The organism is Dactylosporangium sp. NPDC049140, from assembly GCF_040648435.1.
Map to the genome: position 1 here is coordinate 727,032 of NZ_JBEZDS010000001.1, position 11,712 is coordinate 738,743.

The 11,712-nt window shown below is 70.8% G+C and carries 13 protein-coding genes; 12 read left to right on the top strand and 1 reads right to left on the bottom strand.

Annotation, left to right across the window (positions count from 1 at the left end):
* Nucleotides 1-31: 31 nt before the first annotated feature.
* From AB0B76_RS03245 to AB0B76_RS03280, 8 genes are all read left to right on the top strand, one after another.
* On the top strand, nucleotides 32-1,000 hold the full coding sequence (locus tag AB0B76_RS03245; protein WP_360368419.1) for an NAD-dependent epimerase/dehydratase family protein: 969 nt from the start codon (nucleotides 32-34) through the stop codon (nucleotides 998-1,000).
* Nucleotides 1,001-1,070: 70 nt separating this feature from the next.
* Entirely contained in the window at nucleotides 1,071-2,306 is a 1,236-nt protein-coding gene (locus AB0B76_RS03250; protein ID WP_360368422.1) for an LCP family protein, read from the top strand.
* Nucleotides 2,307-2,529: 223 nt separating this feature from the next.
* On the top strand, nucleotides 2,530-3,717 hold the full coding sequence (locus AB0B76_RS03255) for an LCP family protein (protein WP_360368425.1): 1,188 nt from the start codon (nucleotides 2,530-2,532) through the stop codon (nucleotides 3,715-3,717).
* Between the two features lie 27 nt (nucleotides 3,718-3,744).
* Nucleotides 3,745-4,083: a rhodanese-like domain-containing protein gene (locus AB0B76_RS03260; protein WP_360368428.1), complete on the top strand. Its 339-nt coding sequence runs from the start codon at nucleotides 3,745-3,747 to the stop codon at nucleotides 4,081-4,083.
* Nucleotides 4,064-4,915 (top strand): glycerophosphodiester phosphodiesterase family protein, encoded by an 852-nt coding sequence (locus tag AB0B76_RS03265; RefSeq protein WP_360368431.1) that lies wholly within the window; start codon nucleotides 4,064-4,066, stop codon nucleotides 4,913-4,915. Before AB0B76_RS03260 ends, AB0B76_RS03265 begins: the two co-directional genes overlap by 20 nt.
* A 66-nt stretch (nucleotides 4,916-4,981) precedes the next feature.
* Nucleotides 4,982-6,487, top strand: coding sequence for a HAMP domain-containing sensor histidine kinase (locus AB0B76_RS03270; protein WP_360368434.1), 1,506 nt, complete (start codon nucleotides 4,982-4,984; stop codon nucleotides 6,485-6,487).
* Nucleotides 6,488-6,491: 4 nt separating this feature from the next.
* Nucleotides 6,492-6,893, top strand: coding sequence for an ATP-binding protein (locus AB0B76_RS03275; protein ID WP_360368437.1), 402 nt, complete (start codon nucleotides 6,492-6,494; stop codon nucleotides 6,891-6,893).
* 160 nt (nucleotides 6,894-7,053) lie between these two features.
* Entirely contained in the window at nucleotides 7,054-7,938 is an 885-nt protein-coding gene (locus AB0B76_RS03280) for a DUF5926 family protein (protein WP_360368440.1), read from the top strand.
* 33 nt (nucleotides 7,939-7,971) lie between these two features.
* Here AB0B76_RS03280 and AB0B76_RS03285 read toward each other — a convergent pair whose 3' ends face one another.
* Nucleotides 7,972-9,144, bottom strand: coding sequence for an arginine deiminase (locus AB0B76_RS03285; protein WP_360368443.1), 1,173 nt, complete (start codon nucleotides 9,142-9,144; stop codon nucleotides 7,972-7,974).
* Between the two features lie 192 nt (nucleotides 9,145-9,336).
* Here AB0B76_RS03285 and AB0B76_RS03290 point away from each other — a divergent pair, with 192 nt between their 5' ends.
* The 4 genes from AB0B76_RS03290 (at nucleotide 9,337) to AB0B76_RS03305 (ending at nucleotide 11,702) form a co-directional block, all read left to right on the top strand.
* On the top strand, nucleotides 9,337-10,038 hold the full coding sequence (locus AB0B76_RS03290) for a hypothetical protein (RefSeq protein ID WP_360368446.1): 702 nt from the start codon (nucleotides 9,337-9,339) through the stop codon (nucleotides 10,036-10,038).
* Nucleotides 10,039-10,156: 118 nt separating this feature from the next.
* Complete coding sequence (locus tag AB0B76_RS03295; protein ID WP_360368448.1) at nucleotides 10,157-10,585, top strand: hypothetical protein; 429 nt, start codon at nucleotides 10,157-10,159, stop codon at nucleotides 10,583-10,585.
* Between the two features lie 117 nt (nucleotides 10,586-10,702).
* Nucleotides 10,703-11,095, top strand: a complete 393-nt coding sequence (locus tag AB0B76_RS03300) for an ACT domain-containing protein (protein ID WP_360368451.1) — start codon at nucleotides 10,703-10,705, stop codon at nucleotides 11,093-11,095.
* A 94-nt stretch (nucleotides 11,096-11,189) separates the two neighbouring features.
* Nucleotides 11,190-11,702 carry a hypothetical protein gene (locus AB0B76_RS03305; protein WP_360368454.1) on the top strand — a complete coding sequence of 171 codons (513 nt, stop codon included), beginning with the start codon at nucleotides 11,190-11,192 and terminating at the stop codon, nucleotides 11,700-11,702.
* Nucleotides 11,703-11,712: the final 10 nt, after the last annotated feature.

An 11,712-nucleotide genomic window follows, 5' to 3' on the forward strand; every position in this document is an offset into this window, starting at 1 on the left:
CCCGGCACCGGGACACGCTAGGCTGTCGGTCATGGTCGTTGCGCAGCGTTACGGCGCGGGCCACCGCGTCCTTCTGACCGGTGGAGCCGGGTTCGTCGGGTCTCATCTCGCGGATGCCTTGATCGCCCGAGGGGCCGAGGTCGTCGTTGTCGACAATTTCGTCACGGGGAGTAAGGACAACGTCGCGCATCTGCAGGACAATCCGCGGTTCACCCTGGTCGAGGCGGACGCCACCGAGCCGCTGCCGGCCGTGGACGCGCTCGCGGCGCGGTTCGACGTGATCATGCACTTCGCGTCGCCGGCCAGCCCGACCGACTTCGAGGCGCTGCCGGTGGAGATCCTGCGGGTCGGCTCGGTGGCCACCCTGCAGCTGCTGGAGCGGGCCGCGACCGACGGCGCCCGGTTCATCATGGCGTCGACCTCCGAGGCCTACGGCGACCCGCTTGTGCACCCGCAGCCGGAGACCTACTGGGGCAACGTCAACCCGATCGGCATCCGCAGCGTCTACGACGAGGCCAAGCGCTTCTCCGAGGCGGCGGTCATGGGCTACCACCGCGGCCGCGGGGTCGACGTGGGCATCGTGCGGATCTTCAACACCTACGGCGAGCGCATGCGCCCCGACGACGGGCGCGCCATCCCGACCTTCATCTCGCAGGCGCTGCGCGGCGAGCCGATCACCGTGCACGGCACCGGCACCCAGACCCGCTCGATCACCTACGTCTCCGACCTCGTACGCGGCATCCTGCTGCTGCTCGACTCCGGCGAGACGGGCCCGGTCAACTGCGGCACCACGCACGAGATGACCATGCTCGAGCTCGCCGAGACGATCGTGCGGATTTGCGACAGCTCCTCCCGGGTGGCGCTCGTCGCCCGGACGGCGGACGACCCCGAGCGGCGCCGCCCCGACCTGACCAAGGCGCGTGAGCTGCTGGGATACGAGCCCGCCGTCGGCCCGGAGGACGGATTGGCGCGCACGGTGGAGTACTTCCGCAGCCGCTGACACTCCCGGGTTCGTGCCGCGCCCGTCGGAGTCACGTGGCGCGGGGGCATCCAATTCGTATCGTGGTCTTATGCCCACCACGCCTGCCTCACGCGGTCCGTCTTCCTCGGGCCGCGCCTCGGTGCCCGGCGCGCTCGCTCCGACGTCGGGCGCCCGTGCCCGCGTCTCCGCAGTCAACGCCCCGACCAGCCCCGCGTCGCCAGGCGTGTACGGCCGGCCCGGCTCCCCGCCGCCACCGCAGGGCCCGGGCCGCACGCCGGGCAACGGCGGCCAGTACTCGGGCCGCAAGAAGATCCGCCCGCGCTGGGGCCGCATCGCCCTGGTCGCCGGGGCCGGGATCATCGTCCTGGCCCTGCTGGCCGGGATCGGCGGCTACATGTACTACCGCAGCGTCGACGCCGGCCTCAACCGCGACGACCCGTTCTCGCAGATCACCGGCGGTCGCCCGCCGAAGGTCGCGGACGGCGCGCTGAACATCCTGCTGCTCGGCAGCGACTCCCGCGACCCCGACAACAAGGGCAAGGCGGGCGAGTGGCGCACCGACACGATGATCGTGCTGCACATTCCGGCCGACCACCAGAAGGCCTACCTGATCTCGATGCCGCGTGACCTCTACGTGCACATCCCCAAGAGCCGGACGACGCAGTACGGCAACACGAACGCCAAGCTCAACGCGTCGTTCTCGTGGGGCGGCACCCCGCTGACCGTGCAGACCATCGAGGAGTACACCAAGGTCCGCATGGACCACGTGCTGCTCATCGACTTCGGCGGCTTCAAGCAGGTCATCGACGCCCTCGGCGGCATCGACATGAACATCGAGAAGGACATCACCTCGATCCACCCGCCGAAGCGGCAGTTCAAGAAGGGCATGAACCACCTCAACGGCGACGAGGCCCTCGACTACGCGCGGCAGCGGTACCAGTTCGCCGACGGCGACTTCGCCCGCATGCGCCACCAGCAGGAGATGATGAAGGCCATCCTGGACAAGGCGGTGAGCTCCGGCACGGTGACGAACCCGGCCAAGCTCAACTCGTTCCTGAAGGCCGTCACCAAGGCGATGACCGTCGACAAGGACTTCTCGCTGGCCGACATGGCGCTGCAGTTCCGCAACCTGCGCAGCGACGACCTCACCTTCATGGTGAGCCCGAACGACGGCAGCAAGAAGATCAATGGCGAGGACGTCGTGGTGCCGGACACGGAGAAGGCGACCGCCCTGTACGACGCCGTCCGCAACGACAAGATGAACGACTGGATGGCGGCCAACGGGCCGAAGCCGTCGACGAAGGCTACTTCTCAAACCAAGTGAGAAATCGGGCAAGCCCGGGCATGTCCTCCCTGTCGCAGGGTTGCATGCCCGGGCTGTCGTCTACATCTCATTGCCCGAACGCCGGGTGAACGCGTAGAAATCGCCCATTGACGGCTTTCCGGGGGCCCTTGCGCCGACGCCGCGGTCAGCGGATTTGTGACAGTGAACGTAGACTCGGATGGATTCCCGCCGACGTGCGGGCAGGTTGGCTCGGGGGCATTGAATGCAGCAGGAGCTCGAAGGTCGCGCCGGCGATCCCGCTCTCAACTCGACCGCGAGCCAAGATACCCCGAAAAATGCGGAAATCTCCGGATCCGCACCATCTGAATCGCCGGCGAAACTTCCCGGTCGCGACCCCATCTGGGCCAAGCTGCTCATCGCCCTCGGCCTCGTCGTCGTTCTGGTCTCCGGCACCGCCGTCGCCGGCGTCAACCTGCTCAACCACCGCTACACGGCGAGCATCAACCAGAAGACGCTGCTCGGCGACAGCTCGCGGGCCGGCAACGCCGACGAGACCCGGCACTCCACCGTCGAGGGCCCGCTCAACTTCCTGCTGCTCGGCTCCGACCTGCGCGCCCTCGACCCCGAGGACGGCCAGCGGTCCGACTCGATCATCATCCTGCACATCCCGGCCACGATGGACCGGGCCTACCTGCTGTCGATCCCGCGCGACCTGCGGGTGCCGATCCCCGCCTTCGCCGCCACCAACTTCCACGGCGCGTCGCACGAGAAGATCAACGGCGCTTTCCAGTTCGGCGGCGGCGGTGAGGGCGGCGTGCAGCTGCTCGCCGAGACGCTGCACAACCTGCTGGGCATCCAGTTCGACGGCGCCGCGATCGTCGACTTCGACGGCTTCAAGACCGCGGTCGACCTGCTCGGCGGCGTGGACATGTGCATCGACCAGAAGGTCACCTCGATCCACCTCGGCTGGGACGAGAAAGGCAACTACCTCTCGCCCGCCGACGGCGGCCGCCCGGCCGTCTACGAGCCCGGCTGCCAGCACCTCGAGTCGTGGCAGGCGCTCGACCTCGTGCGGCAGCGCAAGAGCCTCGCCAACGGCGACTACGACCGCCAGAAGAACCAGCAGAAGTTCATCCGGGCGATGCTCAACAAGGCGCAGGAGAAGGACCTCACCACCAACCCGATCGCCCTGGACAAGTTCATCCGGGCGATCGGCCAGGCGCTCACCGTCGACACCAACGGGGTGTCCCTGGCCGACCTGATGTTCGCGCTGCGCAACGTGAGCCCCAGCAACCTGATCGGCCTGCAGGTGCCGTCCGAGCCGCAGGACATCGGCGGCATCTCCTACGTGGTGGCCCTGTCCGAGGCCGACAGCCTCTACTCGGCCATGCGCGACGACCTGCTGGACTCGTGGGCCGTCGAGAATCCCACGTGGGTCAACCACATGTAGGTTCGACCGGCCCGCTAGCCTGGTTCGGTGTTCAGGGGACCTTCCATCCCGACCGCCTCGGTCGGTGACATAGCGGACGACGCCTACCTCCTCGATGTACGCGAGGACGACGAGTGGGCGGCCGGCCACGCGCCGGGCGCCGTGCACGTGCCGATGATGCAGATCCCGGCCCGGGTCGACGACATCCCGCAGGACCGCGACGTCGTGGTCGTCTGCCGGGTCGGCGGCCGATCCGCCCAGGTCGTGGCGTTTCTGCAGCAGAACGGCGTCGAGCGCACGATCAACCTCGACGGCGGCATGCAGAGCTGGGCGGCCGCGGGCCGGCCGATGGTGAGCGAGGACGGCGGTGTACCCCGCGTCATCTGAACCGCCGGACTCCTGGCGGCCGCTGGTCTTCGCGCACCGGGGCTCGTCGCGCCGGCACGCGGAGCACACCCTGGACGCGTACCTGCTCGCCATCGAGGAGGGCGCCGACGGGCTCGAGTGCGACGTGCGGCTGACCCGCGACGGCCACCTGGTGTGCCTGCACGACTCGCGCATCGACCGTACGAGCGACGGCCGGGGACGGGTCAGCACCCAGACCCTGGCCGAGCTCGACCGGTTCGACTTCGCCTCGTGGCGCGCCGACCTGCCCGAGTCGCCCGACGAGCTGATCGTCGGGCGCCACCAGGTCGACGACAGGTGGCGCGGCAAGGTGCTCACGCTCGATCGGCTACTGGGCGTGGCGACCGACGCCGGGCGCCCGATGCGCCTGCTCATCGAGACCAAGCACCCGGTGCGCTACGGCGGGGCGGTCGAGCTGGCGCTGCTGGGACTGCTGCGGCGGTACGGGCTGCATCGCCCCGACCCCGATCGCCCCCTGCAGGTCAGCGTCATGTCGTTCTCGGCCAATGCGATCAAGCGCGTCCGGCAGCAGGCGCCGGGGCTGCCCACCGTGATGCTCATCGACGTGTGGTCGGTGCCGAGCCGGATCGGGTGGCTGCCGCCGGGGAGCTCGATCGGGGGGCCGGGGGTGCAGCTGCTGCGGGCGTCGCCGGAGATCGTCGAGCGGCTCCACCGGCGCGGGTACCCGGTCTACGTGTGGACCGTGAACGAGCCGGACGAGGTGGACCTGGTGGTGAAGCTGCGGGTGGACGGCATCATCTCCGACCGCCCGGCCTACGTCATCGACCGCCTGCGGGAGATGGGCGCCCGCTGACTCTTGGGTCGGACAAGTTTCAAGCTCTGCCTTTCGCTGTCCTCTGATGCGAGGCAGACTCGCACCATGGTCGATGCTGCCGCGGAAGGGTCCGGCGGCCTCGTTCCCGGCGGCGGCGTGTTCGGCGGCCTGGCCGAGGTGACGGAGGCGCTGAACTCGGGCGGCGGCGGGCTCACCGGACTGCAGCGCTCGGTCGAGGTGGCGGCCGTGGCGACCGGGGCGGCGGGGGCGGCCTTCATCGAGTACGCGGCGGACAGCGGCCGGGTGGTCGCGGCCGCCGGCGACCTGGAGTGGGCCCTCGGGCGCCCCATCGACCTCATCCACCCCGCGGTGCGCGCCCTGCTGCAGTTCGGCACGCGCGTCCGCGAGTTCCCGAGCAGTCTCATCGGCACAGCCGGCGGCCAGCAGCTCGACAGCCGGGGGCTGCACCGCGTGATGGCCTCGGAGGTCACCGCCAACGGCACCGGCGCCGGGGTGCTCTTCGTGAGCTACTCCGACGCCGAGGGGGCCGCCGACGAGGGCCAGCGGTCCGCGCTGGCGTTCCTGGCGTCGTTCGTGGCGCTGCAGTACAGCCTGGGGCGCGGCCTGCCCGTCTACAGCGACGGCCCCGCGGTCGCGCCCGCCGGCGAGCCGTTCGCCCTGCTGGACCCCGAGCACCGGGTCCGCTCCTGGAACCCGCCCGCGGCGCTGCTCACCTCCCGGACGGCCGAGTCGGTGCTCGGCGAGCCGTTCCCGTTCCCGATGCCGGCCGGCGACGCGACGATCGCCCACAAGCTGCCCTCGGGCGTCTGGATCGAGATCCGCACGGCCCGGGTGCCGGACTCCGATGACCTCGCCGTCTCCTTCCGCGCCCGTCCGGAGCAGCCGCCCGAGGGCCGCGACCTGTTCATCGCGCTGACCGGGCACGAGCTGCGCACGCCGGTGACGGTGATCCGGGGGTACGCCGACACGCTCGTCGACCACTGGGAGTCCCTGCCCGAGGACGCCCGCCGCGAGGCGATCCAGGTCGTCGGGCAGCGCGCCCGCGAGCTCAGCCGGCTCGTGGACCGGCTGCTCAACGCGGTCGGCGACGACGGCGTGGCGATCGAGTCGACGACGCTGCTCCCCTTCGACCTCGTCGAGTCGCTCGTCGCCGCGCTCGACGAGCTCAACGCCGACCAGCGCCGGCACCTGGCCGCCGACCTGCCGTCGTCGCTGCCCAAGACCCGGGGCGACCGGGCGAGCCTGGCCACCATCCTGGCGGAATTGGTGACGAATGCGGGTAAATACTCGCCGAACTGGGTACAGATCGAGCTGACAGCGGGGGCAGACCCTCAGACCGTCTGGTTCCGAGTCGCGGATCGGGGTATCGGCATCCGGCCGGAGCACGTCGAGCGGGCCTTCGACCGCTTCTGGCAGTTGGAGACCGGCGACCAGCGCTCGAGCGGCGGGGTCGGCCTGGGCCTGTACCTGGTTCGCCGGATCGTCGAGCGTCAACATGGATGGGTATCATTGCGACCACGTCGAGGGGGAGGGACCGTCGCCGAGGTGCGACTGCCCCGAGCTGACGCCGACGGCCCCGGGGAGGCTTGAGAGCGTGTCCACAACCGTCGCGGAACCGCGCGCCTGGTGTGTCGTGGTGCCCCACCACGCCCGTGGTGCCCACGTCGCCCGCCACCGCCTCGCCGACGAGCTCGACGCCTTGATCACCGCGGACCGGCTCGACGACGCGATCGCGATCGCCGCGGAGCTGGTCGGCAACGCGGTACGCCACGGCGCCCCCCTGCCCGGCGACGTCATCCGGGTCGCCTGGCGCCTGCTCGGCGACGGCACGATCGAGATCCGGGTTACCGACGGCGGCTCCCCGGCCGGCCCCCAGCTGCGCGTGGCCGCCCCCGACGCCATCGACGGCCGCGGCCTGACCATCGTGGCCGCCCTGTCCACCGGTTGGGGCGTCGAGCGCGACGGCCTGGGCCAGTGCGTCTGGGCGACTCTGTAGTTCCGGTCAAGTCGGATTGGGTGCGCTCCGCGAAGGCCCGACGGCGACCCACGTGTGGGAGGGGTTTGGGTGGAGCGGAGCTCCCCCAATGGGGAGCAAAGCGCGAAACTCAGCGTGGTGCCGGCCCGTTGCGGTGCGTGAAGGCCTAGGCTGGGTCGCCGTGAGCAAGCGTGCGAAGACCCCCCGTGGCCGCGCCGGCGGCGAGAAGCGCGAGAAGATCCGCGACGTGTACGTCGGCCGCCCGTTCGAGGGCCTGGCCGATGAGCCCGAGTGGATCGCCCTGCGAGAGTTGGTGCCCGCCGCCTCGGCGCCGCTGAAGCTGGCGCCCGCCTTCGTCGAGAAGTACGGCGACCGCCAGATCACCCTCGCGACCGTCCTGCCGATGGCGTGGCCGGCCATGACCAAGCCCGACGGGCGCGTGCTCATCGGCCTGCAGCGGCACGTGCAGTCCGGCGACGTGTCGCGCGACCTCGCCGTGGCCCTGCTGTGCGCGCTGGAGACGCCCTCCGGACAGGCGGTCGACATCCCGGCGCTGCCCGGCGTCGGCGACCGCCTCCAGGACGTCATCGAGAACGCGCCGCTGGAGATCGCGGTACACACCGGCTTCGACTTCTGGCTCGACGAGAACGCCACCGACGACCCGAACGTGCGCGCGTCGCTCGAGCGGGCCAACGCGAGCATCTTCCCGACCGTGAAGCTGGCCGCCGCTCCGGCCACGTACTGGTGCCAGGTCACCGACCGCTCCCACGTGCGGCTGGTGCTCGGCGACGACGAGGACCGGGCCCTCGACGCGCTGTCGCGGCTCTCGGCCGGCGGCGGGCTGCTGCTGGGCGACAACACCAAGTTCGCGGGCATGTTCCGCGCGCACGGGCTGCTGGCGCCGGTGTGGGACCTGCCGCTGGAGGTCGAGGCCGAGCACTGGGAGAACCCGGTGGCGGAGTTCAGCAAGCGGTACCAGGAGGCCCTGGCGGTCGCCGGGCCGCTGACCGCGGCCGAGCGGCGCGCCAAGCAGGGCCTGATCGGGCGCCTGCAGCCGCTCCGCTAGGTGTCGGCCCGGCCGGCCTGTCGCGGCCCGGGCTCAGGCACGGTGGATCGGGGCGGACATGCAGCGTGGTCCGCCCCGGCCGGAGCCCAGCTCGGAGCCGGAGATGCGGATGACCTCGATGCCGTGCCGCTCCAGCTGGGCGTTGGTCTCCACGTTGCGCTCGTAGGCCACGCACAGCCGCGGGGCGATCGCGAGCGTGTTGTTGCCGTCGTCCCACTGCTCGCGTTCGGCCGTCACCGGGTCGAGGCCGGTGTCGATCACCCGTAGCGTGTCGATGCCCATGGCGGCGGCCGCGGCGGTGAGGAACGGGGCCGGGCCGGTGCACGTCTCGGCCGTGACCGTCCACGCCTGCAGGGTGGTGGCGACGTTCGGGTACATCACGACGGCGTCCACGTCGACCATGGTGCAGACGGTGTCGAGGTGCATCGTCGCCCGCTCCTGGGCGATGGGTACGACCAGGACGGTGTGGGCCAGCCCCGCGGCGAAGCAGCGCCGGGCGAGCCGCTCGGCGCCGGCCGGGCGCGTCCGCTCGCCGACGCCGACCGCCAGCACGCCCGGGGCGAGCAGGAGGACGTCGCCGCCCTCCAGATGCTCCAGGGACGGGTCGTACAGCAGTGGGGTACCGGCGAAACGCGGATGGTGCCGGTAGATCGCGTGCGTGAGGGTGGTCTCGCGGCCGCGCGCGGGCATCGCCAGGCTCGTGACCGCCACCTGCGGGCCGACCCACACCGACGAGTCCCGCGTGAAGAGCAGGTTGGGCAGCGGGTCGATGACGAACTCGCCGGGTGCCATGAGCGCGTGGACCACGCCGGCCCGCCGCCCGTCCAGCCCGAGCTCGGCCCGGCTGAGCCCGGCGATCAGGGTGGTGGCCAACTGCGTCGGCGAGAGGTCGGACAGGTGGGCCGCGACGTGCTCGCGCAGCGTGTCGCCGAGCCGGTAGTCGGCCAGGACCGCCGCGCTCACCTCGGACCGGGCCGCCTCGACGGTCAGGGTCTCGGCGAGCAGCGTCGCCACGTAAAGCACCTCGACGCCGTGCGAACGCAGCGCCGTGGCGAACGCGTCGTGCTCTTCCTGGGCCCGGCCGACCCACGGTATGCCATCGAAGAGCAGCGAGTCGTTGTTGCGCGGCGTGAGCCGCGCCAGCTCCGCACCCGGACGGTGCAACAGCACCGTGACCAGGCGTCCTACCTCCGTGTCGACACTCACGGGGTCACCTTAACGGTCGATCCGATATCGTCTGGTTGGCGCTATGTGAAATTCATGACCCGTCGTGAATATGGCATTCATCCCAGTCACTCCATGTCATTCCGACCACTAAATGATGCCGACTGTGGGCCCGCTCACGTACGGTGTTTGGACACACACGCAACCGAAGCGGCGACATCGGAGGTGTGCGACATGACCGACGTCCTGTACCGCGGTCAAGATTCGCAGCCCGAAGGGTTCGAAGATCGCGTCATTGTCGACGCGGGCCGGCCGACCCCCATCGACTGGGTTCGTACCCGTAGGGCGGAGCGCGAGACGCGCCGGGAGGAAGCGGCGCACAGCCGCACCTACCGTCGCATCGGCACGCTCATCGGCCACCTGGGCGAGGAGTGGCACGTGCTGGACTTGCGCGAGCTCGGCGGGGCCGAGCGCACCGGCTTCCTGGCGGTCGGGCCGGGCGGCGTCTTCGCCGTCACGGTCAAGGACCACGGGCGCAGCCGGGTCGCGTTCGCCGGCGACGTGGTCCAGATCGACGGCAAGCGGCCGCGCTACGTCGAGGAGGCTCGCCGCGAGGCGCGCGCCGCGGCCGAGGCGCTCTCCCGCAGCGCCGGCGTCTCGATCCCCGTGATGCCCGTTCTCGCGTTCGCCGGTAGCGGAAAAATCAGCTTCTACGGCGTGCCCAAGGGCTGCCTGGTCACCGCGTACCACGAGCTCCCGCGCGTGCTCAACGCCCGCGGCCAGCGGCTCGCGGCCGACACGGTCGACAAGGTGTTCACGCTGGCCATGCACCCCGCGACCTGGTTCCAGGCGGATTACGGCAACCTGGCCGAGGGCTACCGGTGGTACCGCGAGGGTGAGCAGGTGGGCACTGACAAGCGGGGTCACTCGGAGTAGCCTCTTCGAGGTGGCCGGACGCGATGCGATGAAGATTCACGATCGGGCTTCACGCCGGCCGACGGCGGCTTGCACGCCGGGTGTTCGCATTCGCACGACCGGTGCCTGAGGAGGCGCTGTGCCGCAGCACGTCGAATTCTCCATCTCCGACCTTCCCCCTGCCGAACCGGGCCTGGAGCGCTGGGGCTCGACCGTGGACGGCGCCGCCGAAGCCTGCCTGGTGATCGACGCCCAGCAGGTCGTGGTGGCGATGTCCGCGTCGTTCGAGGCGATGCTCGGCCTGTCCGAGTCGCCGGTGAGCCGCCCCCTGCTCGAGGACGAGGGCGGCGTGCTGCAACTGCTCGACTTCGCCGACGGCAAGCCGCTGGAGCAGAACGAGGTCGCCCGCATGCCCCCCGTGCTGGCGCTGACGTCGAGCCGGCTCGCCCGCGGCCTGATCCGCATCCGCTGCGCCAACGGGCCGCGCACCTTCGACGCGATCGCGACGCCGCTGACCGAGGACGGCCAGACGGTGGGGTCGCTGACGTTCTTCTCGCTGATCAACTGAGCCCGTTCCATGGATCAACAGCGTTGATCACCACGATCGCGTGCGAATCGGTCAATACGGAGTAACCGTCGTCACGCACACCGCCACGGAGCGCGTTCAGACCGTAATCTCCTTGTCATGTTGGACCTTGCGCTCGTCCCGGGCGACTATGCGATCTGCCGCCTGCCGGCCGGGTCCGCCGTGCCCGCGGGGTTCGCCGAGGCCGCAATGGCCGGCGACGGCGTCATCTCGGTGACGTGGACGCCGGAAGAGGTGTCGATCCTCTGCCCGGCCGAGCGGGTGCCGCCGGGCGCGACCGTCGAGACGCCCTGGCGCTGCCTGCGGGTCGCCGGGCCGGTGCAGCTGGCATTGACGGGCATCCTTGCCTCGATCGTCTCGCCGCTGGCCGACGCGCGCGTGAACATCTTCGCCTTCTCGACGTACGACACCGATTATCTGCTGGTCCCGGCCGTGCGGCTGGCCGAGGCCCTGGCCGCCCTCAGCGCCGCCGGCCACAGAGTCACGACCTGAGCACCCAGCCAGGCTCGGGTGGGCTTCGCGGAGACCGACCCTGACTGGGGCCCGCTCACTTCCGGCCCCGGAGCGACCCTCCTACGATGAGCGCATGCGAACCGGGGCGGCCGTACTGGCGATCGTCAGCCTTGGATTCCTGCTGACCGCCTGCAAGCACGAGACCGAGACCGTGCCGCCACTGGTGAAGCCGAGTCTGCTCAGCCAGGAGCCACTCGTCCCGGTGCTGCCGCCGACCCCGGAGATCACCACCGCGCCCGCCGACCCTTACGCCTCGCCGAGCTCGAGCCCCAGCGCGACAGGCTTCCCCGAGTCGCAGGTGAGCTACTGCAACGGCCGGCCGAGCGGCGCCCAGGTCCTCGCGGCCGTGCGCCGGGTGCGCACGAACCTGCCCGCGGGCAACGGCGTGACGGTGCAGAAGGAGCCGGTGTGCTCGGGCTCGTGGCAGTACACCGTGCTCAGCGTGGCCGACAGCGAGCCGCTGCGTGTGATCACGAAAGGCAGCCCGGGGTCGCTGACCGTCGTGACCGTCGGCACCGACCCCTGCACGGTCGAGGTGCGCGCGACCGCCCCCATCGCCTTTCTCGGTGCGGCCGACTGCAACTGAACGGCGTTAA